Annotated in this window: 22 protein-coding genes; 4 read left to right on the top strand and 18 right to left on the bottom strand. The window is 60.9% G+C overall.

Annotated features, from left to right (window positions below; genetic code table 11):
• Window positions 1-124: 124 nt before the first annotated feature.
• The 14 genes from AB9N64_RS24470 to AB9N64_RS24405 all read right to left on the bottom strand — a co-directional run bounded on the left by AB9N64_RS24470 (window position 125) and on the right by AB9N64_RS24405 (window position 15,876).
• Window positions 125-451 (bottom strand): hypothetical protein, encoded by a 327-nt coding sequence (locus AB9N64_RS24470; protein WP_003172217.1) that lies wholly within the window; start codon window positions 449-451, stop codon window positions 125-127.
• Window positions 448-1,353: an alpha/beta hydrolase gene (locus tag AB9N64_RS24465; protein WP_060767076.1), complete on the bottom strand. Its 906-nt coding sequence runs from the start codon at window positions 1,351-1,353 to the stop codon at window positions 448-450. Before AB9N64_RS24465 ends, AB9N64_RS24470 begins: the two co-directional genes overlap by 4 nt.
• A gap of 92 nt (window positions 1,354-1,445) precedes the next feature.
• On the bottom strand, window positions 1,446-2,723 hold the full coding sequence (locus AB9N64_RS24460; protein ID WP_014717201.1) for a flavohemoglobin expression-modulating QEGLA motif protein: 1,278 nt from the start codon (window positions 2,721-2,723) through the stop codon (window positions 1,446-1,448).
• A 96-nt stretch (window positions 2,724-2,819) separates the two neighbouring features.
• Window positions 2,820-3,536: a TetR/AcrR family transcriptional regulator gene (locus AB9N64_RS24455; protein ID WP_014717200.1), complete on the bottom strand. Its 717-nt coding sequence runs from the start codon at window positions 3,534-3,536 to the stop codon at window positions 2,820-2,822.
• Window positions 3,537-3,679: 143 nt separating this feature from the next.
• Window positions 3,680-5,182 carry a lysine--tRNA ligase gene (gene lysS, locus AB9N64_RS24450; RefSeq protein WP_003189082.1) on the bottom strand — a complete coding sequence of 501 codons (1,503 nt, stop codon included), beginning with the start codon at window positions 5,180-5,182 and terminating at the stop codon, window positions 3,680-3,682.
• 79 nt (window positions 5,183-5,261) lie between these two features.
• Window positions 5,262-6,357, bottom strand: a protein-coding gene (gene prfB, locus AB9N64_RS24445) for a peptide chain release factor 2 (protein WP_096001736.1) whose coding sequence is annotated in 2 segments (ribosomal slippage) — window positions 5,262-6,284 and window positions 6,286-6,357 — 1,095 coding nt in all. Because the reading frame shifts where the segments join, the coding sequence is not laid out codon by codon here.
• A gap of 175 nt (window positions 6,358-6,532) precedes the next feature.
• Complete coding sequence (locus tag AB9N64_RS24440; protein WP_014717198.1) at window positions 6,533-7,534, bottom strand: PleD family two-component system response regulator; 1,002 nt, start codon at window positions 7,532-7,534, stop codon at window positions 6,533-6,535.
• A gap of 52 nt (window positions 7,535-7,586) precedes the next feature.
• Window positions 7,587-8,597 carry a chemotaxis response regulator protein-glutamate methylesterase gene (locus tag AB9N64_RS24435; protein WP_003189079.1) on the bottom strand — a complete coding sequence of 337 codons (1,011 nt, stop codon included), beginning with the start codon at window positions 8,595-8,597 and terminating at the stop codon, window positions 7,587-7,589.
• Complete coding sequence (locus AB9N64_RS24430) at window positions 8,594-10,870, bottom strand: hybrid sensor histidine kinase/response regulator (protein ID WP_032903262.1); 2,277 nt, start codon at window positions 10,868-10,870, stop codon at window positions 8,594-8,596. The genes AB9N64_RS24435 and AB9N64_RS24430 overlap by 4 nt, the downstream gene beginning before the upstream one ends.
• Complete coding sequence (locus AB9N64_RS24425) at window positions 10,867-11,568, bottom strand: chemotaxis protein CheW (RefSeq protein ID WP_168223761.1); 702 nt, start codon at window positions 11,566-11,568, stop codon at window positions 10,867-10,869. The genes AB9N64_RS24430 and AB9N64_RS24425 overlap by 4 nt, the downstream gene beginning before the upstream one ends.
• Complete coding sequence (locus AB9N64_RS24420; protein ID WP_060767078.1) at window positions 11,565-12,827, bottom strand: protein-glutamate O-methyltransferase CheR; 1,263 nt, start codon at window positions 12,825-12,827, stop codon at window positions 11,565-11,567. Before AB9N64_RS24420 ends, AB9N64_RS24425 begins: the two co-directional genes overlap by 4 nt.
• The gene (locus AB9N64_RS24415; protein ID WP_014717194.1) at window positions 12,824-13,336 is read right to left on the bottom strand and encodes a chemotaxis protein CheW; all 513 of its coding nucleotides are present in this window, start codon (window positions 13,334-13,336) and stop codon (window positions 12,824-12,826) included. Before AB9N64_RS24415 ends, AB9N64_RS24420 begins: the two co-directional genes overlap by 4 nt.
• Window positions 13,336-14,958, bottom strand: a complete 1,623-nt coding sequence (locus tag AB9N64_RS24410; RefSeq protein ID WP_014717193.1) for a methyl-accepting chemotaxis protein — start codon at window positions 14,956-14,958, stop codon at window positions 13,336-13,338. Before AB9N64_RS24410 ends, AB9N64_RS24415 begins: the two co-directional genes overlap by 1 nt.
• A 210-nt stretch (window positions 14,959-15,168) precedes the next feature.
• A complete protein-coding gene (locus AB9N64_RS24405) occupies window positions 15,169-15,876 on the bottom strand; it encodes a tellurite resistance TerB family protein (protein ID WP_014717192.1) in 708 nt (235 codons plus the stop codon).
• A 304-nt stretch (window positions 15,877-16,180) separates the two neighbouring features.
• Between AB9N64_RS24405 and AB9N64_RS24400 the strand changes: the two genes are divergently transcribed.
• Entirely contained in the window at window positions 16,181-17,806 is a 1,626-nt protein-coding gene (locus AB9N64_RS24400) for a glucan biosynthesis protein D (protein WP_054917809.1), read from the top strand.
• 54 nt (window positions 17,807-17,860) lie between these two features.
• Here AB9N64_RS24400 and AB9N64_RS24395 read toward each other — a convergent pair whose 3' ends face one another.
• The 4 genes from AB9N64_RS24395 to AB9N64_RS24380 form a co-directional block, all read right to left on the bottom strand.
• Window positions 17,861-18,046: a hypothetical protein gene (locus tag AB9N64_RS24395; protein ID WP_014717190.1), complete on the bottom strand. Its 186-nt coding sequence runs from the start codon at window positions 18,044-18,046 to the stop codon at window positions 17,861-17,863.
• 205 nt (window positions 18,047-18,251) lie between these two features.
• Window positions 18,252-18,788, bottom strand: a complete 537-nt coding sequence (locus AB9N64_RS24390) for a GNAT family N-acetyltransferase (protein ID WP_201915540.1) — start codon at window positions 18,786-18,788, stop codon at window positions 18,252-18,254.
• A 103-nt stretch (window positions 18,789-18,891) separates the two neighbouring features.
• Window positions 18,892-19,998 carry an NADH:flavin oxidoreductase/NADH oxidase gene (locus AB9N64_RS24385; RefSeq protein WP_019817719.1) on the bottom strand — a complete coding sequence of 369 codons (1,107 nt, stop codon included), beginning with the start codon at window positions 19,996-19,998 and terminating at the stop codon, window positions 18,892-18,894.
• 135 nt (window positions 19,999-20,133) lie between these two features.
• Complete coding sequence (locus tag AB9N64_RS24380; RefSeq protein ID WP_014717187.1) at window positions 20,134-22,035, bottom strand: potassium transporter Kup; 1,902 nt, start codon at window positions 22,033-22,035, stop codon at window positions 20,134-20,136.
• A gap of 414 nt (window positions 22,036-22,449) precedes the next feature.
• Between AB9N64_RS24380 and AB9N64_RS24375 the strand changes: the two genes are divergently transcribed.
• The 3 genes from AB9N64_RS24375 (at window position 22,450) to rimO (ending at window position 24,627) form a co-directional block, all read left to right on the top strand.
• The gene (locus AB9N64_RS24375) at window positions 22,450-22,773 is read left to right on the top strand and encodes a type II toxin-antitoxin system RelE/ParE family toxin (protein ID WP_371359721.1); all 324 of its coding nucleotides are present in this window, start codon (window positions 22,450-22,452) and stop codon (window positions 22,771-22,773) included.
• On the top strand, window positions 22,770-23,105 hold the full coding sequence (locus AB9N64_RS24370) for an addiction module antidote protein (protein WP_014717185.1): 336 nt from the start codon (window positions 22,770-22,772) through the stop codon (window positions 23,103-23,105). The genes AB9N64_RS24375 and AB9N64_RS24370 overlap by 4 nt, the downstream gene beginning before the upstream one ends.
• 181 nt (window positions 23,106-23,286) lie before the next feature.
• Entirely contained in the window at window positions 23,287-24,627 is a 1,341-nt protein-coding gene (rimO, locus tag AB9N64_RS24365; RefSeq protein ID WP_003231334.1) for a 30S ribosomal protein S12 methylthiotransferase RimO, read from the top strand.
• Window positions 24,628-24,649: the final 22 nt, after the last annotated feature.

The raw sequence follows: 24,649 nt of genomic DNA, 5'->3' as shown, positions 1-24,649 counted from the left end.
AAAGTGCGCTGATCAGCCAGGCCAATCAGTACCTCATCTGTGGCGTACGAATGAAGATGGTTCCAATCTGTAAAGGCTCGAAAGCCCTTGAGCAACTAAGCTGCACACCGGATGGTTTTTGGGCTCACTGTTGCAACTGCGGGGTTTCCTGCCCCATGCAACGCACGGCCTGCTTCTTGTTATTGACCAGCACGCCGCTCAAGCCTTTCTGTTCGGTATCAAACATCACCAACACGCCGTCAACGCACTGCGCCACTTGCGCAGCCGGGGTCAGGGAGATCTTGTAATCCTCGCCCGGCACTGTCTTGAGCATGGTGAAGTCGCTGAGCAGCAACGCATCTTCGGGCTTGGCGAAGTGCAGGTAGCCGTAGTACCACAGGCAGCCTACGGTGCCGATGATGGTGCCGATGCCGGTGAGAATCAGCGGGATCATATTGCGTTCTTCGCTCATTGCGGGCTCTCTGATGAATCAACTTTAGGAACAGGGTAATTCGGGATTTCTCCCAGGCGGCGCAAGCCGTTGAAGTGCTGCGGGTCGTCCAGATAACGCAGCATGACGGTTTGCCAGGTTTTGTCGGCAAAGGTCTGCACATGGCCGCCACGGGTCAGTTGCAACACCCTGGGCGGGGGGGCGACCTGATACAAGCGGATGCCATTGGACACCGGCACGATAGGGTCATCCAGGCTGTGGAACAGCAACTTGGGCACGCCGGTCAGCCCTGGCATGGCCTTGATCGCACTATCGCCGTCAGGCACCAGCCATGACAGCGGCACCTGCAACGGCCAGGTTAACCAGGAAGTGCTCAAGGCGAATTGTCCTACGTCACGATAACTGGCGGGTACGCCGTCCAATACCAGCGCCTTGAGTTGGGATTGGCGCTCCGGGTGGGCTGCCAGGTAATGCACTGCCAGTGCACCACCCAGGCTTTGGCCGAGGATAATCAGCGGTTGACCCTGGGTTTCAGGCGCCTTGTCGATCCAGCTGAAAGCGGCGTCGATATCCTGGTAGATCGCCGGCAACGATGGCTTGCCTTCCGAAAGCCCATAGCCACGATAGTCCAGCAACAGCACTTGATAGCCCTGTTCCGGCAACCACCAACTGCCCCCCAGGTGCCAGGCGAGGTTACCGCCATTGCCGTGCAAATGCAGGACGGTGCCCTTGAGCGGTACACCGGGTTTGGCCGGCAGCCACCAGGCGTGCAGTTTCACGCCATCTGCGGTGGTGAGCGTGACGTCGCGGTAGGGAAGATGGGCTTTTTCCGGCGTGAAGGGCAGGCCGGGCTCGGGGTAGAACAGCAAGGAGCTGCAGCCGTTCAGTGTGAGTAGCAGGCATAAAATGCCGAGGATTCTCATCCGTTGAAGCCTCGCGAAAGTTCTGAAGACCCGTGCAGATCAAATGTGGGAGCTGGCTTGCCTGCTCCCACATTTTGATCCGGTTTCGTCAGTTAAAGGATATTGGAGTAATCCGCCTCGATCCGGTCCAGGCTCAAGTGGTTGAGGAAGTTGGAGAAGCACATCCAGGCCGCCAGCGCGTTCATGTCGCGAAACTGCTCCGGCAGGTACTTGGGCGGCACCACCAGGCCTTCGTCGACCAACTGGCGCAGGGTACGCATGTCTTCAAGGGTGGTCTTGCCGCAGAACAGCAGCGGCACTTGCTCCAGCTTGCCTTTACGTACAGCGAGCTGGATGTAGTTGTAGACCATGATAAAGCCCTTGAGGTAGGACAAATCCTTGGTAAATGGCAGACCGGTGGGCACCGAACCACGGAATACCCGGCTGGCATTCCCATAGCTTTCGGCCATTTCAAAGCCTTGCTCGCGGAAGAACTCGAACACCTGCAGGAAGTCGGCACCCTCCTCCACCATATGGATGGCGCGTGTCCGGTTGGTGAGTTTGCGCAGGCGGCTGGGGTAGGAGGCAAACGTGATGATTTCCATCAGGATCGCCAGGCCTTCCTGGGTGACGGTGGACGACGGCGGGCCTTTGGACAGGAACGTGCAGATCGGCTGGTTCTGGCCGTTGAGGGTGGTGCCCACATGCACCAGGCCTTCATGCACCTCCAAAGCGCGCACGTCGCGGTCGTTGAACATCGCGTCGGCGCGGATCTTGATGTAGTCAGCGCCCGCCGCTGCGTCGGCGACAATGCCATCGGACTCGAATACGCGGATGGTTTCTTCCGCCTCGCCAAATACCTTGTTCAGACGGGTTTGCAGCAGGCTGACCGCATCTTTGGCGGTGAGGGTCTTGGCTTCGTCCTTGAGGTCACCCCTACCGTCGATGTTGTTGAGGTAATCGGAGAGCATCAGGCCAAGGTCGGCCAGGGTCGGGTCGCCGGCGTGGAACGCATCGGAGGCGGCGCCGTACAGCTCTTGGGAAATCAGACCGAAGTCCTCGGTGCCGCGCGCTTCAAGCATGCGCACCACCATGCGGTATTCGCGGCACATGCGCCGCATGATCTGCCCCACCGGGCTGAATTGTCCAAGGCGACGGGTGATGTCGCGCTCGATGTTCTGGAATTCCAGCTTCACCGCGCTGGAGTCGAACGACAGCGGTCGGTTCAGGTAGTAATCGCGGTCTACGGCAGGCATCGCCTTGCCCTTGGCCTTGAGAAATCCCTGGCGAATGTTTTCGTCCCATTTCACCGCATCGAGAACGCGGATCGGTGTTTGCGCCAGCACAATGCGATCGGACAAGGTGCGTATCGTCTGCTGGTAATCGTCCACCCGGTGCTTCCTCTTTAAACGTTATTGGCCCACGCGCAGGTAGCGCACGGCTTCAGCAGCAAGCCCAGCTCCCCCCAAAGCAGATTGCGCACAGGGCTAGACCGAGGCCAATACCAGGTGCATGTAACGCTTGAGAATTTCAAGCATCTCGTCACCGGTCAGAGGCTCTGCGCCGCCCAACAGGCCCTGATATTCCATCCGACTGATGATAGCCGTCAACACCTTGGCATCCTGCTGCGGCTCACGGGAGCCCAATACCTGGAAAAACTGCCCGGTACCCTGCAACAGGATCTGTTGATGGGAGCGTACCAGTTCGGCCAGCCGCGGGTTCAATAGGGCTTCCTGGCGAAAAGCCTGCTCAGCCATCAGGTATTCGCGCCGGTTGGTCAGCTGGCGCAGTACATAGTCAGCGGTCAGGCGCGCGATATCATCGGCCAGTTGCGAGCGCGACTCCGGACTGCCATCGCCATAGGCGACCATCTCGCGCAACAGGCCTTCGTTGCGCACCCACAGTTTGCCCATGAAAGCGGCGCTGCGTTCCACGTACTGGGCGAAGGTATCGGTGAGCAGGTCGTCGATGTCTTTGAAGTAATAGGTGGTGGCCGACAGCGGCACCCCCGCCTCTGCCGCCACTGCCCGGTGACGTACGGCCCGCACGCCATCGCGCACGACGATACGCATGGCCGCATCGAGAATGTCTTGCCGGCGTTGCTCGCTGCCCCGTCGGCTGGCCTTGCGACCCTGGTACTGAACGCTTTCAGCCACGGCAGCAGCAATGCCGGCGGCACCTTCTTGAGCTATTACGCGGTTCACCACACTTCTTCCTTTAGAGGTGACGCGGAGCGTCACAGGGTGCATTCCCACGCGGAGCGTGGGAATGATCACTGACGAGCACCACTTGAACAGGCCACATAAAAAAGCCGCCTTATAAAAGGCGGCTTCGGATTTCGCTACGGTTACGCTTGCGGCCGCATGTGCGGGAACAGGATCACGTCGCGGATCGACGGCGAGTTGGTCAACAACATCACCAGACGGTCAATGCCGATACCCTCACCGGCAGTCGGCGGCATGCCGTACTCCAGGGCCCGAACGAAGTCGGCGTCGTAGTGCATGGCTTCGTCATCACCGGCGTCCTTGTCGGCCACCTGGGCCATGAAGCGCTCGGCCTGGTCTTCCGCGTCGTTAAGCTCGGAATAGGCGTTGGCGATTTCGCGGCCACCGATGAACAGCTCGAAACGGTCGGTGACGTTGGGGTTGTCGTCGTTGCGACGGGCCAGCGGCGACACTTCGAACGGGTACTGGGTAATGAAGTGCGGCTGCTCCAGCTTGTGCTCCACCAGTTCTTCGAAAATCATCACCTGCAGCTTGCCGAGGCCTTCGAAGCCCAGCACCTTGGCGCCGGCTTTCTTGGCAATGGCACGGGCCTTGTCGATGTCGTTGAGGTCGTCAGCGGTCAGCTCGGGGTTGTACTTGAGGATCGAGTCGAACACCGACAGGCGCACGAATGGCTCGCCGAAGTGGAACACCTTGTCGCCGTACGGCACGTCAGTGCTGCCCAGCACCAGCTGTGCCAGCTCGCGGAACAGTTCTTCGGTCAGGTCCATGTTGTCTTCGTAGTCGGCGTAGGCCTGGTAGAACTCCAACATGGTGAATTCAGGGTTGTGACGGGTCGAGACGCCTTCGTTACGGAAGTTGCGGTTGATCTCGAACACCTTTTCAAAGCCGCCCACCACCAAGCGCTTGAGGTACAGCTCCGGCGCGATACGCAGGAACATTTCCATGTCCAGCGCGTTGTGGTGGGTTTCGAACGGTTTGGCTGCGGCACCACCCGGGATGGTCTGCAGCATCGGCGTTTCCACTTCCAGGAAGTCACGCTGCATCAGGAAGCTGCGGATGTGAGCAATGACTTGCGAGCGTACGCGGAAGGTCTGGCGCACGTCTTCGTTGACGATCAGGTCAACGTAGCGCTGGCGATAGCGCTGTTCGGTGTCGGTCAGGCCGTGGTGTTTGTCTGGCAGCGGGCGCAGGGACTTGGTCAGCAGGCGCACATTGGTCATCTCGACGTACAGGTCGCCCTTGCCGGAACGGGCCAGGGTGCCTTCGGCTGCGATGATATCGCCCATGTCCCAGGTTTTCACCGAGGCCAGGGTTTCTTCGGACAGGGTCTTGCGGTTGACGTAGACCTGGATGCGACCGGTCATGTCCTGGATCACCATGAACGAGCCACGGTTGAGCATGATGCGACCTGCCACCTTGACCGGGATCGCAGCCTCTGCCAGTTCTTCCTTGGTCTTGTCCGCGTATTGCTTCTGCAAGGCATCGCAGTAGTTGTCGCGACGGAAGTCGTTGGGGAAGGCGTTACCCTTGGCGCGCTCGGCAGCAAGCTTTTCCTTGCGCAGGGCGATCAGGGAGTTTTCTTCCTGTTGCAGGGCTTGCGGGTCGAGTTGTTGGTCGCTCATGTCTTTAAATATTCCATCAGGTTCGTTGCCCCCAGCCTTCGGCGGGGGATCGCGGGCAAGCCCGCTCCCACAGAGGGTATTAGAGGCCGGATTTCAGGCTGGCTTCCAGGTATTCGTCGATATCGCCGTCGAGTACCTTGTCGCAGTCGCTGCGTTCGATGTTAGTGCGCAGATCCTTGATCCGCGAGGCATCGAGCACGTACGAACGGATCTGGTGGCCCCAGCCGATATCCGACTTGGTGTCTTCCAGCGCCTGGGAAGCGGCGTTGCGCTTCTGCATTTCCTGCTCGTACAACTTGGCCCGCAGCATTTTCATGGCGGTGTCCTTGTTGGCATGCTGGGAACGTTCGTTCTGGCAGCTGACCACGGTGTTGGTCGGTACGTGGGTAATACGTACGGCCGAGTCGGTGGTGTTTACGTGCTGACCACCGGCGCCGGAGGAACGGTAGGTGTCGATCCGCAGGTCGGCCGGGTTGATCTCGATTTCCACTTTGTCGTCGATCTCTGGCGAGACGAACACCGCAGAGAATGAGGTGTGGCGACGATTGCCGGAGTCGAACGGGCTCTTGCGCACCAGGCGGTGCACGCCGATCTCGGTGCGCAGCCAGCCAAAGGCATATTCGCCCTTGATGTGCACGGTCGCGCCCTTGATACCGGCCACTTCACCGGCGGACAGTTCCATGATGGTCGCGTCGAAACCGCGTTTGTCGGCCCAGCGCAGGTACATGCGCAGCAGGATGTTGGCCCAGTCCTGGGCCTCGGTGCCACCGGAACCGGCCTGGATATCCAGATAGGCGTTGTTCGGGTCCATTTCATGGCTGAACATGCGGCGGAATTCAAGCTTGGCGAGGTTTTCCTCGAGACGGGCCAGCTCGGCGACGACATCGCCCACTGCGCCTTCGTCGTTTTCTTCGACGGCCATGTCCAGCAGGTCGCGGCAATCACCCAGGCCGGTGTTCAGTTCGTCGAGGGTATCGACGATCTGTGCCAGCGCAGCGCGCTCGCGCCCCAGTTCCTGGGCGTACTCAGGTTTGTTCCAGACACTCGGATCTTCAAGCTCGCGATTGACCTCGGTCAGACGCTCATGCTTTTGATCGTAGTCAAAGATACCCCCGAATAGTTTCGGAGCGCTCGGACAGGTCCTTGATGGTGTTAAGGATCGGGTTGATTTCCATGGCGGGCAGCACTCGTTGGCGAACTTTTGAAAGCCGGCGAGTATAACGGCAAACGGCTGCGAACGGCAGTCCGCTTGGCCGAAAAGGCGGTGGTTTGTACAGGATCCATAGCCAGATAGCGATCAAATGTGGGAGCTGGCTTACCTGCTCCCACAGAGGCGCCCGGCGCTTGGGATTATTCGATGCCCACCTGATTACGCCCATTATTCTTGGCCGTGTATAACCCCTTGTCCGCCGCCATGATCAACTGCCGACAATCGGTACCCTGGACCGGCGTCAACGTCGACAGCCCAATACTGATGGTCAGGCTGGCACCTTCAGCCGGGGCGATGTGCGGGATTTTCAACGCCGCTACCGCCATGCGCAGCTTTTCCGCGACCAGGCGTGCGCCGCCCGGTGAGGTGTTGGGCAGGACCAGCGCGAACTCCTCGCCGCCGTAGCGCGCCGGCAAATCCGAAGGGCGGCTGCTGGCTTCACGGATGGTGTTGGCGACTTTGCGCAAGGCTTCGTCGCCCTCGACGTGGCCGAAGCTGTCGTTGAAGGTCTTGAAGAAATCCACGTCGATCATCAGCAGCGACAGTTGGGTCTGGTCGCGCATGGCGCGGCGCCATTCCAACTCCAGGTATTCGTCGAAGTGGCGGCGGTTGGACAGCCCGGTCAGGCCATCGGAGTTCATCAGGCGTTGCAGCACCAGGTTGGTGTCCAGCAACTGTTGCTGGCTGACGCGCAACGCGCGGTAGGCCGCGTCGCGCTGCAACAGGGTCATGTAGGAGCGCGAGTGGTAGCGGATGCGCGCCACCAACTCGATGTTGTCCGGTAGCTTGACCAGGTAATCGTTGGCCCCGGCCGCAAAGGCCGCGCTCTTGATCAGCGGGTCTTCTTTGGTGGACAGCACGATGATCGGAATATTCGCGGTGGCCGGGTGATTGCGGTATTCGCGCACCAGAGTGAGGCCGTCCAGGCCCGGCATCACCAGGTCCTGCAAGATCACCGTGGGCTTGATGCGGATCGCCTGGGCAATCGCCTGGTGCGGGTCGGCACAAAAGTGGAAGTCGATGTTTTCTTCATGGGCCAGGCCACGCCGCACGGCTTCACCGATCATGGCCTGGTCGTCGACCAGCAACACCATGGCGGCGTTTTCGTCGGTCTTGAAGTCGTCGAGCTGTAAATCATTCATGTGCAGTCACCTGAATTACTACCTGCAAGCCAGCACGGCGGGAGATTTTTGTTCATTTTGCAAAGACCTCCAGCAATCGGGGCGCAATTCTATCCAGTGGGCGAATTTCAACAGCGGCATCAATCGCCGCCGCCGCTTTGGGCATGCCATACACCGCCGAACTCTGTTGGTCCTGGGCGATGGTCAAATATCCTTGTTCCCGCATCAGCTTGAGGCCCTGGGCGCCGTCGCGCCCCATGCCCGTGAGCAAGACACCGACGGCGTCACCGTTCCAGTGGCTGGCGACGCTTTCGAAAAACACGTCGATCGACGGCCGGTAAATCTCGTTCACCGGCTCTGCGGTATAGGCTAGCGTGCCATTTTTCAACAAGCGAATATGGTGGTTGGTGCCGGCCAGCAATACCACGCCGGGTTGAGGCGGCTCGCCTTCACAGGCCAGGCGCACCGGCAGGCCGGAAGCGCTGCTCAGCCACTCGGCCATGCCAGCGGCAAACACCTGGTCCACATGCTGCACTAGCACGATGGCGGCAGGGAAATCCCGGGGCAACCCCTTGAGCAGAACTTCCAGGGCCGCCGGCCCACCGGCCGAAGAACCAATCGCCACCAGCCGTTGACGCTTGCCGGTGACCCGCTGCGGCGGGGTTTCGGCACGCACCCGCGTGCCGCGCTGGCCGATCAGCCAGCCAATATTGAGGATCTTGCGCAACAGGGGCGCCGCCGCATCCTTGGGGTTGCCCACGCCCAGTGCCGGGGTGTCCACCACATCCAGGGCGCCGTGGCCCATGGCTTCGAATACACGGCTGACGTTGGCCTGGCGGTCAACGGTGACGATCACGATCGGGCATGGCGTGTCGGCCATGATCTGGCGGGTAGCTTCCACGCCGTCCATCACCGGCATGATCAAGTCCATCAGGATCAGGTCCGGGGTCAGCTCGGCGCAACGCTGCACCGCTTCCAGGCCATTGCTGGCCACCCACACCACCTCGTGGGCGGGCTCGTAACTCAAGGCACGGCGCAAGGCCTCTACGGCCAGGGGCATGTCATTGACGATCGCAATCCTCATGCCCGGGCGCCTCCAATCAGTTCAACCACGGCGTCGAGCAAGGCGTCGTCATGGAAACTGGCTTTGGCTAGATAATAGTCGGCCCCGGCGTCGAGGCCACGGCGGCGGTCTTCTTCACGATCCTTGTAGGAAACCACCATCACCGGCAATGATTGCAGGCGACTGTCACGGCGCAAAAGTGTGACCAATTCAATACCGTCCATGCGAGGCATATCAATATCCGTGATAAGCAGGTCGAAGTCCTCGGAGCGCAATGCGTTCCAGCCATCCATGCCATCGACCGCCACGGCAACTTCATAACCCCGGTTGAGTAACAATTTGCGTTGCAGCTCGCGCACCGTCAGTGAGTCGTCCACCACCAGCACGCGCTTGCGCGGCGCTTCGGTGGCCTGCTGGTTGCGCCGGGCGATGCGCTCCAGGCGGCCGGTATTGAGCAGCTTGTCCACTGAACGCAGCATGTCTTCGACATCGACGATCAACACCACCGAGCCGTCATCGAGCAAGGCCCCGGCAGAAATGTCCTGGACCTTGCCCAGGCGATCATCCAGCGGCAACACCACCAACGTGCGCTCGCCGATAAAGCGCTCCACGGCAATCCCGTACACGGCATCGCGTTCGCGGATCACCACCACTTTCAAGGTATCTGAAGGGGTCTGCCCCGGCGGGCGCTGCAGCAACTGACTGGCGGCAACCAGGCCGACGTGTCGGCCTTCATGCCAGAAGTGCTGGCGGCCTTCCAACTGCACGATGTCGTCGGGGGCCAGGTCGCACATGCGTTCGATATGCGCCAGGGGAAACGCATAGGCTTCTTCGCCGACTTCCACCACCAGGCTGCGCACCACCGACAGGGTCAGCGGCACCTCAAGATGGAAGCGACTGCCCTGCCCCGCCGTCTGTTCCAGCACCACTGCGCCGCGCAACTGGCGAACCATATGCTGCACCGCGTCCAGGCCCACACCGCGCCCGGACACTTCGGTGACTTTGTCCCGCAGGCTGAACCCCGGCAGGAACAGGAAGGTCAGTAGCTCCTCTTCGCTCAGGCGCAGAGCCGTTTCCACCGGAGACAAATTCCGGTCGACAATAGTGCCGCGCAGGCGCTCGAGGTCGACACCGTTGCCGTCATCGCTCAATTCCAGCACCAGCAACCCGGCCTGATGGGACGCGCGCAGGCGAATCAAGCCCTCCGCCGGCTTGCCCGCCAGCACGCGCTGCTCAGGGGTTTCGATGCCGTGGTCGACGGCATTGCGCAATAAATGGGTGAGCGGCGCTTCGAGTTTTTCCAGCACGTCACGGTCGACCTGGGTCTTTTCGCCTTCAATCTCCAGGCGCACTTGCTTGCCCAGGCTGCGACCGAGGTCACGCACCATACGCACCTGCCCGGCCAGCACATCGGCAAACGGCCGCATGCGGCAGGCCAATGCGGTGTCGTAGAGCACCTGGGCGCGCTGGCCGGCCTGCCAGCCGAACTCATCCAGCTCGGCGTTTTTTTCCGCCAGCAGGGCCTGGGCTTCACTCAGCAGGCGACGGGTATCGGCCAGGGCTTCCTGGGCTTCCAGGTTCAGATCCAGGGATTTTAGCTGGCCATCCAGGGCATCCAGTGCACGCAAGCTGTTGCTCTGAATGCGCTTGAGGCGTTGCAGGCTGGCCAGGTACGGCTTGAGCCGCTGGGTTTCCACCAGGGATTTGCTGGACAAGTCCAACAGGCTGTTCAAGCGCTCGGCCGTCACCCGCAGCACGCGCTCGCCGCCTTCTGTCATGCGTTTGCTCTGGCGCGGCGCTTCACTGCTGACCGGCGCGGGCTCTAGCTCGGGCTCCAGCAGCAATGCGTCAACCCGCGGCGCGGGGATGGGCTCGGGATTTGGCACGGGCGTGGCAATCGGCTGCGAGGGATCGAGCAAGCGCTCCATCAGCGCTACGTACGCCTCGATATCCGCCGGCCCCACGTCATTGCCCGGCGTGGCGATTCGCATCAGCAGGTCGGTGCCTTGCAGCAACGCGTCGATATGTTCAGGTTGCAGGTACAGGCGGCCTTCCTGGGCACTGACCAGGCAGTCTTCCATGACGTGGGCCACGCTGACCCCGGCATCCACGCCGACAATCCGCGCCGCCCCTTTAAGTGAATGCGCGGCGCGCATGCAGGCTTCGAGCTGGTCGGCCTGGGTCGGGTTGCGTTCCAGCGCCAGCAGGCCCGCGCTCAACACCTGGGTCTGCGCATCGGCTTCCAGGCTGAACAGTTCCAACAGCGAGGCATCGCGCATCTGGTCGGGGGTCATGCGAGGCTCCGGGTCACGGCGGACAACAATTGCACTTCGTCCAGCCAGCGCAGACTGCGGCCTTTCCACTGCAACACGCCTTGGGTGTAGCGTGCGCTGGCCTGGGTGCCGGACACCGACGCAGCCTTCAAGGTGCGCTCATCAATGGCGTGGATGCCGTCTACTTCATCTACCGGTACGACGACCGGGCCGTCCTGGGCAGCGATGATCAGCATGCGCGGCATGATCCGCCCGCCGCTGGCGCCGGCACTGGTGCTGTCCAGGCCCAGCAGTTCCACCAACGACAGGCACGCCACCAGCGCCCCGCGTACGTTGGCCACGCCCAGCAGCGCTCGGGAGCGCTGGTGCGGCAGAGAGTGGATCGGCTGCAACGGCGCCACTTCCACCAGGCAGCGGGTGGCGATACCGAGCCATTCTTCGCCGAGGCGGAACATCAACAGCGAACGGGTGACCACATCGCTATCCGCTTCGGCAGCTGCCTGCGCGTGATGGTCGTCTTGTTGCAGTGCGTAGCGGTCGAGCAGGCGTGTGGCGGCGGCGGAATACACCGAGCAATTGCGGCAGTGGATATGCTCGGCCAACAGCGGGCAGGACTTGTCGCCATGAATACCGATGCGGTTCCAACAGTCGTCAATGGCTTGGGTATCGGTCAGCGTCAGGTCCAGGCCTGCGGTGTCGAGCGCGTCAGGGCTACTCATCGTTTGGTCTCACTGTCAGCTCGCTCGCTACGGGCGGCGCGTGCCTGAAGACGACGCGCGCCGACACTGTCACCCTGGGACTCGAGCAACGCGGCCAGGTGCATCAGGGCCTGGGGATGCTGCGGTTCCAGATACAGAGCTTTTCGGTAATACCCCTGGGCCTCCAGGGCACTGCCAGCCACATCGCTGAGCAGCCCCAACCAGTAAAACACCTGGGCGGCCGGCGGGTGACTGCTCAAATACCGCTCGCAGGCCGCTCGGGCCTCGGCACTTTTGCCCTCGTTGGCCAGGGTTGCGATCTGGCTGAGCAGATCCCCTGCATCGGTATGCGTAGCTTTGACCGGTGGCACGTGGGGGGTGACCGAGCTGAACGGTCGCGGCTTGAGCGGTATCGGCGCCGCCCTGCGCTGCGGTAGCGGCGCGGGCGTCGGTTTGATCACAGGTGCAGCCGGCGCGGCCGGTTCTACATGCCGACTGAAGGCAAAGGACTGCGGCACGCCGATGGAGCGCATGCCGTGGCGCCCCAGCAGGCTGCCCTCGGCCGGGCCGATAAACAGCACGCCGTCCACGTGAGTCAATGCCTTGAGCACATCAAAGACCTGTTTCTGGGTCGGCTGGTCGAAGTAGATCAGCAAGTTGCGGCAGAACACAAAATCGTAGGTCGGCTCGTTCGCCAGCAGTGCCGGGTCCAGCAAGTTGCCGACTTGCAGGCGCACTTGTTCACGCACCCGGTCGGCGATGCGGTAAACGCCTACGTCTTCAGTGAAGTGGCGGTCGCGAAATTCAAGATCGGCGCCGCGAAACGAGTTCTTGCCATACACGCCCCGCCGCGCGCGCTCCACCGACAGCGGGCTGACGTCCATGCCTTGCACTTTGAACTGGTGGGGCGCCAACCCCGCATCGAGCAAGGCCATGGCAATCGAATAGGGCTCTTCGCCGGTCGAACACGGCAGGCTGAGAATACGCAGGGCGCGCATCTGGTTGATCTCGGCCAAGCGTGCCTGGGCCAGGCGAGCCAGGGTTGCAAAGGATTCGGGATAGCGGAAAAACCAGGTCTCGGGGACGATCACCGCTTCGATCAGCGCCTGCTGCTCGTCATGGGAGGTTTGCAGGTGTTGCCAGTAAGCCTCCGCCGACGGCGACTGGGACGACTGGCAGCGCTGGCGCACCGCGCGCTCGATGATCGCCTCGCCCACCGAAGCGACGTCCAGGCCGATGCGTTCTTTCAAGAACGCGAAAAACCGCGGGTCATTGCTCATAGGCTCAACTCGGCGGAAAACAGCAAGGCACGCACTGGCGCGGTCAACAGATCGGCGACGCCAATCCACTGCATCAAGCCCTGTGCGTCCTCGCGCACCGGCCCCAGGTATGGCGCCTGCTGATTGTCCAGGCCATAGGGCTGAAATTCGGCGGGGTCGCAACGCAGGGTGTCGGTGGCCTGTTCCAGGATCAGCCCTAGCCAACGCGCCTCACTCCAAGGCTGCGGCTGATAATTGACCAACACCAGGCGCGTACTGGTACGCGCCTGGGCCGAAGTGCCGAACGTCAGGGCGCTCAAGTCGATGACCGGCACCAGCGCCCCACGATGGGCGAAGATACCCGCCACCCATAAGGGCGCTTGGGCGATAGGTTTAAGCGCCAGGCGCGGCAGCACCTCGGCCACTTCCGTGGCCTTGAGGGCAAAGCGTTCGTTGCCGATGCGAAACACCAGAAACAATGCCTTTTTCGCTGCCGGGACGGCACCGCGTTTAGCCGCGAGCTCACTCATCAGACTTTGAAACGCGAGACGCCGCTGCGCAGACCGACCGCAACCTGGCTCAGTTCATCAATGGCAAAGCTGGCCTGGCGCAGGGATTCGACGGTCTGGCTGCTGGCATCGCCCAATTGCACCAGCGCATGGTTGATCTGCTCGGCGCCGGTGGCCTGGGCCTGCATGCCTTCGTTGACCATCAACACCCGCGGCGCCAGGGCCTGTACCTGATGGATGATCTGCGACAGTTGCTCGCCCACTTGCTGCACCTCCGACATGCCACGGCGCACCTCCTCGGAGAATTTGTCCATGCCCATCACCCCTGCCGACACCGCCGACTGGATCTCACGCACCATCTGCTCGATGTCGTAGGTCGCCACAGCGGTCTGGTCGGCCAGGCGGCGCACTTCGGTGGCAACCACGGCAAAGCCGCGCCCGTACTCACCGGCTTTCTCAGCCTCGATGGCCGCATTCAGGGACAACAGGTTGGTCTGGTCGGCCACCTTGACGATGGTCACCACCACCTGGTTGATATTGCCGGCCTTCTCATTGAGGATCGCCAGCTTGGCGTTGACCAGGTCGGCGGCGCCCATCACCGAGTGCATGGTTTCTTCCATGCGGGCCAGGCCCTGCTGGCCGGAACCGGCAGCCACCGAGGCCTGGTCGGCGGCGGTGGACACTTCGGTCATGGTGCGGACCAAGTCCTTGGACGTGGCGGCAATTTCGCGGGAAGTGGCGCCGATTTCGGTGGTGGTGGCTGCGGTTTCTGTCGCGGTCGCCTGTTGCTGCTTGGAGGTCGCGGCAATCTCGGTGACCGAGGTGGTGACCTGCACCGATGAACGCTGCGCCTGGGACACCAGGGCAGTCAGCTCGGTCATCATGTCGTTGAAGCCGGTTTCAACCGCGTTGAATTCGTCCTTGCGCTCCAGGTTCAGGCGCTTGCTCAGGTCACCGGTGCGCATGACTTCGAGGATTTGAACGATGCGCTGCATCGGCGCCATGATCGCGCGCATCAGCAACAGGCCACACAGCGCGGCGGCGAGAATCGCCAGCAACAGCGAGACGCCCATGCTGATCTTCGCGGCCGCTACCGCATCATCGATGGCGGCGGTGGCGTTGTCGGCGACCTGCTTGTTCTCATTGATAATGTCATTGAGCTTCATGCGGCCTGCTGTCCAGGCGGGGGTCAGTTGCTCGTTGAACAACCTCAGTGCTTCGGCGGCGTTATTGCTCTGATGGGCCGCCAAAACCTGGGCGAGAATCTGGTTGTAGCTCTGGTGCAGTTTTTCGAAGGCATCGAATTCGGTGCGATCCTGGGTGATATTGATCGTCCCTGCGTAGCTGGCCATATGTTGCTCAAGCCGAGCCTCGAAAGACTTGTAGTCCTGTTTGTCGGTTTCGGAAATACCCTGGTTCTCGTGGATTCCGACCAACTCCTGGGTTTGCAGGTAGCTGTCGACCCAGGCGCTGCGAATCATCGAGCTGAAAAACACCCCGGGCACCGCATCGTCCCGCACTGAGTTTTCGCTGATTTCGATTTTCAGCAAGCGCGAATACGAGACCACGACCATCAGCAGCATGATCGCGATAATTACCGCAAAGCTCGCCAAAATCCTTTGGCGCAGGGTCCAGTTCTTCACAGTAATTCCTCGCAGGGCCATTCAAATGGAGGGGAGTATAGCTGAGCGGCTGCGCGCTTTTATCAAGGCTTTTGATGTGCAGTGCACAGAATGCAAAAGTGGGAGCGGGCTTGCTCGCGGATGCGGTGAGTCAGCCAGAAATAGAGTGACTGGTCTACCGCATTCGCGAGCAAGCCCGCTCCCACATTTTTGATGAGCGTGTGGCCTTGTTTATGCGTTAAGCCGCACTTGTTTTTCCAACTCAAGCTTCAAGCCGGGCTCAAGTTTCAGTTGGCGGGCCAGTTCGTCCAGGTAGGCTTTTTCCATGAAGTTTTCTTCGTCCACCAGCATCACGCTGGCGATGTACATTTCGGCGGCCATTTCCGGGGTGCTGGCGGCGCGGGCGACGTCGGTGGGGTCCAGGGGCTTGTTGAGTTCGGCGTGCAGCCAGTGTTGCAACTCCTGGTCGTTATCCAGCTTGGTAAACTCGCCTTCGATCAAGGCACGCTCGCGCTCATCCACATGGCCGTCAGCCTTGGCCGCGGCCACCAATGCCTTGAGAATGCCTTGGCTGTGTTGTTCGACCTGGGCCGCTGGCAGGCGGTCGATGGTTTGCGGCTCGCCTTGGGGCGCGCTGGCCTGCTGGGACTGCCAGTTGCCGTAAGCCTTGTAGGCAATCACACCCAGTGCGGCCAGACCGCCGTAGGTGAGCGCTTTGCCACCGAATTTACGCGCCTTCTTGTTGCCCAGCAGCAAGCCCATGGCTCCCGCCGCCAGGGCCCCGCCGCCTGCACCGCCGAGCATGCTGCCGAGCCCGCCACCGCTGAGCAAGCCGCCGAGGGCGCCCTTGTCATTCGACTTAGGCTGCCCACCCGCCTTGTTTTGCAACATATCCTGGCCAGACTTAAGCAGTTGATCGAGCAATCCACGGGTATTCATTCGTAGCCTCCAGACACTTGGGTTCGTAGGACCAATAGGCCTTCAGCGTAAAACTAAGTGCCAAAAAGCCGCGATCTAGAGTGCTTCCAGATGTAACGTTCTACTGCGATGCTGGAAATGTCTTGTTGCATATGCAACGCCATCATCCCGCCATCAATCAATTTTCCTTGTTCATCGAACCGCTTAAGCTATCCGGCGTCTGTTTGTTGTCCGTTGCGTTTGGCCGAAGGCATGTCCGAACCGTTATTTCTGATCCGCTACGTGCCAGGAACGGCGCGGGATTTGCTCACGACAGGTTGTCTCTATGCACCGCAGGAATTTGCTCAAAGCATCCATGGCCATTGCGGCTTACACCGGTTTGTCGGCCAGTGGCCTGCTGGCCGCGCAGGCCTGGGCCGGGAATCGGGCTGCCGATGGCAAGGCCGTGGCGTTCGATTTCGAATCGCTCAAGGCCCAGGCCAAGCAATTGGCCACCCGTGGCTACCAGGACACTAAGCAGGTGCTGCCGCCGACCCTGGCTACCATGACCCCGCAGAATTTCAACGCCATCGGCTATGACCGTAACCATTCGCTGTGGAAAGAGTTGAACGGCCAACTGGACGTGCAGTTCTTCCACGTCGGCATGGGCTTCAAGACGCCGGTGCGCATGCACAGCGTCGACCCCAAGACCCGTGAAGCCCGCGAAGTGCATTTTCGCCCGTCGTTGTTCAACTATGAAAAAACCACGGTGGACACCCAGCAATTGACCGGCGACCTGGGTTTCTCCGGTTTCAAGCTGTTCAAGGCACCGGAGCTGGACCGCCATGACGTGCTGTCGTTTCTGGGCGCCAGCTACTTCCGTGCGGTGGATTCCACCGGCCAGTACGGCCTCTCGGCGCGTGGCCTGGCGATTGATACCTACGCGAAAAAACGCGAGGAGTTCCCCGATTTCACGCAGTTCTGGTTCGAAACTCCGGACAAGGACGCCACGCGCTTTGTGGTCTACGCCCTGCTCGACTCGCCAAGCGCCACCGGTGCCTACCGCTTCGACATCGACTGCCAGGCCAACCAAGTGGTGATGGCGATCGACGCGCACATCAATGCGCGCACCGCCATCGAGCAACTGGGCATCGCGCCCATGACCAGTATGTTCAGCTGCGGCACCCATGAGCGCCGCATGTGCGACACCATCCACCCGCAAATCCACGACTCGGACCGCCTGGCCATGTGGCGCGGCAACGGCGAGTGGATCTGCCGCCCCCTGAACAACCCGGCCAAGTTGCAATTCAACGCGTTCGCCGACACCAACCCCAAAGGCTTCGGCCTGGTGCAGACCGACCATGAGTTCGCCAGCTACCAGGACACCGTCGACTGGTACAGCAAACGCCCAAGCCTGTGGGTTGAACCGACCACGGCCTGGGGCGAAGGCTCCATCGACTTGCTGGAAATCCCCACCACTGGCGAAACCCTGGACAATATCGTGGCCTTCTGGACCCCGAAAAAGCCTGTGGCCGCCGGTGATTCGCTCAACTACGGCTACAAGCTGTACTGGAGCGCACTGCCGCCAGTGAGCACGCCGCTGGCACAGGTCGATGCGACCCGTTCCGGCATGGGCGGCTTTACCGAAGGCTGGGCACCCGGCGAGCATTATCCGAAGGTATGGGCGCGGCGTTTCGCCGTGGACTTCAAGGGCGGCGGCCTGGATCGCCTGCCAGCGGGCACCGGCATCGAGCCCGTGGTGACCTGTTCCCATGGTGAGGTGAAGGACTTCAGTGTGCTGGTGCTGGACAACATCAAGGGCTACCGCATCCTGTTCGACTGGTACCCCACCAGCGACAGCGTGGAACCCGTCGAATTGCGCCTGTTTATACGAACCCAGGACCGCACCCTCAGTGAAACCTGGCTGTATCAGTACTTCCCACCTGCCCCAGAGCAACGCAAATACACCTGATGCCACACTGCACGATCATTCCCACGCAATAACGTGGGAATGATCGGATTTGGCTCAGAATCGCGACACGCTTTTCATCGCGCCAATCAGATAGCGCATCGCCACCTGATCGCTCTCGGTCAGCGCCCGGTATTGCACCAGCAACTCCATCTCATCTGAACTCAACCTTCGACCCCGCAAGGACATCCGGCGACTCAGAAAAGACGCCACCGCACCCGCTACGCCATAGGACTTGGCCATGGACCGCTACTCCTGATATCAGTCAAACACTCCTGGTGCCCATTTCCCAACTCCCGGGAAGCGCAACAGCTTCGCGGACCAACCGCCTGTCTCCCTGGGCCAGGAGTCGGGCTTACCCTTAGCGTAGAAACTATCTCACCATTCGTGGGATTTTTTTAGAGTATTAACTTAAAAAAATAACGTCGGTAATAAAAGCCTACAGCCATTACTCACGCAGGGGTCGATACAGGTGGATGTCTAGCGGTTCTTGCGCATAAAGCTCAGCGTGGGGTTGCTGCAACAAATGGCAACCATGGCGCAGGTAAAAGTCCACGGTGTTACGCGACTCCGTCGCCGAGATATAGAGCGCTTGGACCTCCACTTGCCGGCCGTGCTCGCAAGCCAGCGCCAACAACCGACCGCCCAGGCCAGTACCGCGGGCACTATGGCTCACATGCAGGAATTTCAACTGCCGCATCAGCAAGCCCTGGTGATGGAAGGACCGATTGTCCACCACCACTGCGGCGACCAGCACCGGGCCGTCGAATACGCCCCACAACCACCCGCCGCGCTGGAGGCAGGCACGCAGCGCCACCGCATCCTGTTCAGCCTCGCCTTCGGGCCAGCCGCGCATATCATGATGTGTGGCATACAACACCAGTTCGCCGCAGTCCATGCGATAGCACGCCGGGATCAGCTCCGTACGATCGATGGTTGCCAGCAAAGGGATATCGTCTTCGGTTAACGCGCGTTCCACCAGCATAAGCTTCTCCTGCTTAACAACCGCCAAGGATCAGCCTTCCTATAAACGCGAGCAAGAAAAAACCCACCGTGTCAGGGTGGGTCCGGTAGGGCCGTGTGCAGGATCAATCGCGCAGATCCGACTCATGAATCGGCTGGTCGCGGTGGGTGGCGCGTTGGTATTGCGCGGGCCAGATGGCCTTGCGCCCACCCAGATCATCGTCGGCATGCAAAGGCCAGTACGGGTCGCGCAGCAGTTCCCGGGCCAGGAAGATGATGTCGGCCTGGCAAGTGCGCAGGATATGCTCGGCCTGGGCCGGTTCGGTAATCATGCCAACCGTGCCGGTGGCGATGCCCGACTCCTTGCGCACTCGCTCGGCGAAGCGCGTCTGATAGCCGGGGCCGGTGGGAATCTCGGCATTGGCAGCGGTGCCGCCAGAGGACACGTCGATCAAGTCAACGCCCAAGTCTTTCAGGCGGCGCGCCAACTCCACGGTTTCATCCGGGTTCCAACCATCTTCCACCCAGTCGGTGGCCGACACGCGCACAAACAGCGGCAGCTCCTCTGGCCACACGGCACGCACGGCCCTGGTCACTTCCAGCACCAGGCGAATGCGGTTTTCGAAGGAGCCGCCATAGTGATCCTGACGCTGGTTGCTGATCGGCGAGAGGAACTGGTGCAGCAGATACCCGTGGGCGGCGTGGATTTCCACCACTTCAAAGCCTGCGGTCAAGGCGCGCTTGGCGGCGGCGACAAAGTCGGCGATCACTTGCTGGATCTGCCCTTCGTCCAGTGGCTTGGGCTGGGTGTGATTGGGGTCGAAGGCAATCGGCGAGGGCCCCACCGGCACCCAGCCGCCCTCCTCCGGCTTGACGCTACCGTGTTTGCCGATCCATGGCCGATGGGTGCTGGCCTTGCGCCCGGCATGGGCCAGCTGGATCCCAGCCACCGCGCCCTGGGCCGCGATAAAACGGGTGATGCGCCGCAACGGTTCGATCTGGGCGTCGTTCCACAGGCCCAGGTCCTGGGCGGTGATACGGCCATCGGCGGTCACCGCCGTGGCCTCGGTAAAAATCAGCCCGGCGCCACCCACGGCCCGGCTGCCGAGATGCACCAGGTGCCAGTCATTGGCCAGGCCATCGTCGCTGGAGTATTGGCACATGGGTGAAACCGCGATGCGGTTGAGCAGGGTCAATTGGCGCAGGGTATAAGGTTCGAGCAGCTGACTCATGGCGCACCTCTTCTGGGCTTCATAGGCATTTTTGTAGGAGCGAGCTCGCTCCTACCAGCCTAGTCGACAACCATCGTTTGCACAGGGTTCAGAAGGAAAGCGGGAGCCGATTGCCGGCTCCCGGTAGGCAGCGCCTTACATCTCGACCTGGGTACCCAGCTCGATCACACGGTTGACCGGCAGTTTGAAGAACCGCAGGTTGCCGTTGGCGTTTTTCAACATGAAGGCAAACAACACTTCGCGCCAACGGGCCATGCCTTTGATGCGCGAGGCAATCACCGTTTCACGGCTGAGGAAGTAAGTGGTGCGCATCGGGCTGAAGTCCAGGTCATCCAGATGGCACAGTTTCAGCGCTTCAGGCACATCCGGCTCATCGGTGAACCCGAAGTGCAGGATCACGCGGAAGAAGCCTTCGCCGTAGGCATCCACCTCGAAGCGTCGCGCCGCTGGCACCCGTGGAATGTCTTCGTAAACCACGGTCAACAGTACCACCTGCTCATGCAGCACCTGGTTATGCAACAGGTTATGCAATAGAGCATGGGGCACGGCGTCGGGCCGCGCGGTGAGGAACACTGCCGTACCCTGAACGCGATGGGGCGGCTGTACGCGGATGCTGCTGATGAAGATCGGCAACGGCAGGCCACCCTCGTCGAGACGGCCGACGAGCAATTGCTTGCCGCGCTTCCAGGTGGTCATCAGCACAAACAGCACGATCCCCGCCAGTACCGGGAAGGCGCCGCCCTGGAGGATCTTCGGCGCGTTGGCTGCGAAGAACAGGCCATCCACCAACAGGCAGCAGAGCAACAGCGGCACGGCCAGCACCGGTGGCCATTTCCACAGCAGCAGCATCACCGCCGACACCAGGATGGTGGTCATCAGCATGGTGCCCGTCACAGCTACGCCGTAGGCCGAGGCCAGGGCACCGGAGGATTCGAAGCCTAGGACCAGCAGGATCACACCGACCATCAACGACCAGTTCACCGCACCGATGTAGATCTGGCCCTGTTCGGCACTGGAGGTGTGCTGGATATGCATGCGCGGGATGTAACCCAACTGGATCGCCTGGCGGGTCAACGAAAACGCGCCGGAAATCACCGCCTGGGAAGCAATCACCGTGGCCATGGTGGACAAGCCCACCAACGGGACCAGGGCCCAGCTCGGCGCCAGCAGGTAGAACGGGTTGCGCGCCGCCTCCGGATCGCCCAGCAGCATCGCGCCCTGGCCAAAATAGTTGAGCACCAGCGCCGGCAGCACCAGCAGGAACCAGGCGCGGGCGATGGGTTTGCGGCCGAAGTGGCCCATGTCGGCGTACAACGCTTCAGCGCCGGTCAATGCCAGCACCACCGCGCCGAGGATCGCCACGCCAATACCGGGGTGAACCATGAAGAAGCGCACACCCCATGCCGGGTTCAGTGCATTGAGCACTTCGGGTTGCTGCAGGATGCCGTACACCCCCAGGCCGCCCAACACCAGGAACCAGGTCACCATCACCGGGCCAAACAGCTTGCCGATGCGGTCGGTGCCGTGTTTCTGGATCAGGAACAGCGCCACCAGCACCACCAGGGCAATGGGCACCACCCATTTTTCCAGGCCGTCGAACGCCAGTTCCAAGCCTTCGATGGCCGACAACACCGAAATTGCCGGGGTGATCATGCTGTCGCCGTAGAACAACGCCGCGCCACACAGGCCACACACCACCAGGAAACTGCGCAATTTCGTGTGCTTCCCGGCAGCTCGCCGGGCCAACGCGGTGAGGGCCATGATGCCGCCCTCGCCCTGGTTGTCGGCACGCAGTACGAACAGCACGTACTTGATCGACACCACCCAGATCAGCGACCAGAAGATCAGCGCCAGGATCCCCAAGACACCGTCATGGTTGACCTGCACCCCATAACCGCCGTTGAACACCTCTTTAAGGGTGTAGAGCGGGCTGGTCCCGATATCGCCATAAACCACCCCGACCGCCGCCACCAGCATGCCAATCGGCTTGGCTTTTGAATGCTCGGCACCTGCTGCCTGACTACTTGCCTGACCCATCAACCACTCCTGCCCTTTGACCTGAGGTCTTTTATAAACAGCGCTTCTAAGCTGACCCTAGCATGCGCTGTTTTACTTCTCGTAACAGACGTTTTATTGACCCAAGGGCTTTACCCGTGCGCAACGGCGCGAAGCATAGCGCAGCACTCGTCGTATTTCCCCGTTCAAGTGAACGGGGTGTCGTTTTAGGCAATCAGTCATAGCGGGCACAGCAGCACTTTGGCGCCTTTTTGCCTGCATTGATCACATTTACGGCCAACCGTATATTCCTGGCCCGGCTCAGTCGTGCTGCCTGGGTGGTGTGAGCAGGAGCGCCTTGGCCGGATTACCTGATCAGTCAATCGTGCATTCGCAGGGCGCGCAGTCGATATAAAAACTCAACTATCGGACTGTATCTTTTAAGGTACACTCCTCATGTACGAAGTGAAACACGTACTGTCAATCAACGGCGTGGATATCTTCCAGGCTTGGCTGGATACAGTGCAGGACACGCGTTCGAATGCAAGAATCACCACCAGAGTGGATCGAGCGTCCCTTGGTCACTTTGGCGTTACCGAGCCAGTGGGTGATGGGGTCTTTGAGATGAAGCTCGATTTCGGCTCGGGGTTTCGCGTGTATTACGCCGTCCAGGATCGAAAAATCATTTTCCTATTGGGCGGTGGTTCGAAGGCCAGACAGCAGAACGATATCGATCAGGCCAAGGCTCTCTGGAAATCTTACAAGGTGCAGCAAAAATGACCATTCGTACCCGCCCGCACGAAGATAGCGTTCTGGAAATGCTTCGCAACGACGAAGCATTCGCCCTCGAATATTTATCTGTCGCGCTTGAGGAAATAGATGAAGCCGGTGGCGAGGACGCTTTCCTTGTCGCTATCCGTCGAGTGGCGGAAGCCCGTGGTGGGATGCTCAGCTTGTCGCAGAACACAGGACTCAATAGAGCAAACCTCTACAGGTCCATCGGCGTCGGCGGCGATCCTAAGCTCTCCACTTTGCTTAAAGTCCTCCAGGCGTTAGGTGTGGGCATGTCTAAAGTGGTATCGCACCGAACCGAACAAGACATCCGGGCTTAAGCGCGCGCCAGTGGCTATGGGGATGACCCGGCGCAGCACTCGTCGCATTTCCCTGCATAAAGCTGGTCAAGTGCGTTGCCCACCGATAGAATTGCGCACTTTTTGATCAGAGGCGCACCAAGCGCCCATCCGTTGCCTTGTCGTGCACGACCGGCAGCGTCATTCAATACCGAGGTTAGACATGTCCACCACCATCGCAAAAGCCAACCCCAAGGTTGGCTTTGTTTCCCTGGGTTGCCCGAAGGCGCTTGTCGACTCCGAGCGCATCCTCACGCAATTGCGTATGGAAGGCTACGACGTCGTGTCCACTTACCAGGACGCCGATGTGGTGGTGGTCAACACCTGCGGCTTCATCGACTCGGCCAAGGCCGAATCCCTGGAAGTGATCGGCGAAGCCATCAAGGAAAACGGCAAGGTCATCGTGACCGGCTGCATGGGGGTGGAAGAAGGCAATATCCGTAACGTGCACCCGAGTGTGCTGGCGGTGACCGGCCCGCAGCAGTACGAGCAAGTGGTCAACGCTGTGCACGAGGTGGTGCCGCCACGCCAGGATCACAACCCGCTGATCGACCTGGTGCCGCCTCAAGGCATCAAGCTGACCCCACGCCACTACGCGTATCTGAAGATTTCCGAAGGCTGCAACCACAGCTGCAGCTTCTGCATAATCCCGTCGATGCGCGGCAAACTGGTAAGCCGCCCGGTGGGTGATGTGCTCGACGAGGCCCAGCGCCTGGTCAAGTCTGGCGTCAAGGAGCTGCTGGTGATCTCCCAGGACACCAGCGCCTACGGCGTCGATGTGAAATACCGCACCGGTTTCTGGAACGGCGCGCCGGTGAAAACCCGCATGACCGAGCTGTGCGAAGCCCTCAGCAGCCTGGGCGTGTGGGTGCGCCTGCACTATGTTTACCCTTACCCGCACGTGGACGAGTTGATCCCGTTGATGGCCGCCGGCAAGATCCTGCCGTACCTGGACATCCCGTTCCAGCACGCCAGCCCGAAAGTGCTCAAGGCGATGAAACGTCCGGCGTTTGAAGACAAGACCCTGGCACGCATCAAGAACTGGCGCGAGATCTGCCCGGAGCTGATCATCCGCTCCACCTTCATCGTCGGTTTCCCCGGCGAGACCGAGGAAGACTTCCAGTACCTGCTGGACTGGCTGACCGAAGCGCAGCTGGACCGCGTCGGTTGCTTCCAGTACTCGCCGGTGGAAGGTGCTCCGGCCAACCTGCTGGACCTGGCCGTGGTGCCGGACGACGTCAAGCAAGACCGTTGGGAGCGCTTCATGGCGCACCAGCAGGCGATCAGCTCGGCACGCCTGCAACTGCGCATCGGCAAGGAAATCGAAGTGCTGATCGATGAAGTCGACGAGCAAGGCGCGGTGGGTCGTTGCTTCTTCGACGCCCCTGAAATTGACGGTAACGTGTTTATCGACGATGCCAGCGGCCTGAAGCCGGGTGACAAAGTCTGGTGCACCGTGACCGACGCCGACGAGTACGACTTGTGGGCTGAAAAGCGCGACTGATCGCACGGTGATAAAAAAGCCT

Source organism: Pseudomonas sp. KT_2_4 (assembly GCF_041410225.1).
Taxonomy (GTDB): domain Bacteria; phylum Pseudomonadota; class Gammaproteobacteria; order Pseudomonadales; family Pseudomonadaceae; genus Aquipseudomonas; species Aquipseudomonas paracarnis.
This window is presented reverse-complemented; position numbering and strand designations above follow the sequence as displayed.

What these genes read in the sequence shown, in the direction of transcription:
- AB9N64_RS24470 (WP_003172217.1), bottom strand. Translation starts at nt 451, where the DNA reads ATGAGCGAAGAACGCAATATGATCCCGCTGATTCTCACCGGCATCGGC.
- AB9N64_RS24465 (WP_060767076.1), bottom strand. Translation starts at nt 1,353, where the DNA reads ATGAGAATCCTCGGCATTTTATGCCTGCTACTCACACTGAACGGCTGC.
- lysS (WP_003189082.1), bottom strand. Translation starts at nt 5,182, where the DNA reads ATGAGCGACCAACAACTCGACCCGCAAGCCCTGCAACAGGAAGAAAAC.
- AB9N64_RS24440 (WP_014717198.1), bottom strand. Translation starts at nt 7,534, where the DNA reads ATGAATGATTTACAGCTCGACGACTTCAAGACCGACGAAAACGCCGCC.
- AB9N64_RS24435 (WP_003189079.1), bottom strand. Translation starts at nt 8,597, where the DNA reads ATGAGGATTGCGATCGTCAATGACATGCCCCTGGCCGTAGAGGCCTTG.
- AB9N64_RS24430 (WP_032903262.1), bottom strand. Translation starts at nt 10,870, where the DNA reads ATGACCCCCGACCAGATGCGCGATGCCTCGCTGTTGGAACTGTTCAGC.
- AB9N64_RS24425 (WP_168223761.1), bottom strand. Translation starts at nt 11,568, where the DNA reads ATGAGTAGCCCTGACGCGCTCGACACCGCAGGCCTGGACCTGACGCTG.
- AB9N64_RS24420 (WP_060767078.1), bottom strand. Translation starts at nt 12,827, where the DNA reads ATGAGCAATGACCCGCGGTTTTTCGCGTTCTTGAAAGAACGCATCGGC.
- AB9N64_RS24415 (WP_014717194.1), bottom strand. Translation starts at nt 13,336, where the DNA reads ATGAGTGAGCTCGCGGCTAAACGCGGTGCCGTCCCGGCAGCGAAAAAG.
- AB9N64_RS24405 (WP_014717192.1), bottom strand. Translation starts at nt 15,876, where the DNA reads ATGAATACCCGTGGATTGCTCGATCAACTGCTTAAGTCTGGCCAGGAT.
- AB9N64_RS24400 (WP_054917809.1), top strand. Translation starts at nt 16,181, where the DNA reads ATGCACCGCAGGAATTTGCTCAAAGCATCCATGGCCATTGCGGCTTAC.
- AB9N64_RS24395 (WP_014717190.1), bottom strand. Translation starts at nt 18,046, where the DNA reads ATGGCCAAGTCCTATGGCGTAGCGGGTGCGGTGGCGTCTTTTCTGAGT.
- AB9N64_RS24390 (WP_201915540.1), bottom strand. Translation starts at nt 18,788, where the DNA reads ATGCTGGTGGAACGCGCGTTAACCGAAGACGATATCCCTTTGCTGGCA.
- AB9N64_RS24385 (WP_019817719.1), bottom strand. Translation starts at nt 19,998, where the DNA reads ATGAGTCAGCTGCTCGAACCTTATACCCTGCGCCAATTGACCCTGCTC.
- AB9N64_RS24380 (WP_014717187.1), bottom strand. Translation starts at nt 22,035, where the DNA reads ATGGGTCAGGCAAGTAGTCAGGCAGCAGGTGCCGAGCATTCAAAAGCC.
- AB9N64_RS24375 (WP_371359721.1), top strand. Translation starts at nt 22,450, where the DNA reads ATGTACGAAGTGAAACACGTACTGTCAATCAACGGCGTGGATATCTTC.
- AB9N64_RS24370 (WP_014717185.1), top strand. Translation starts at nt 22,770, where the DNA reads ATGACCATTCGTACCCGCCCGCACGAAGATAGCGTTCTGGAAATGCTT.
- rimO (WP_003231334.1), top strand. Translation starts at nt 23,287, where the DNA reads ATGTCCACCACCATCGCAAAAGCCAACCCCAAGGTTGGCTTTGTTTCC.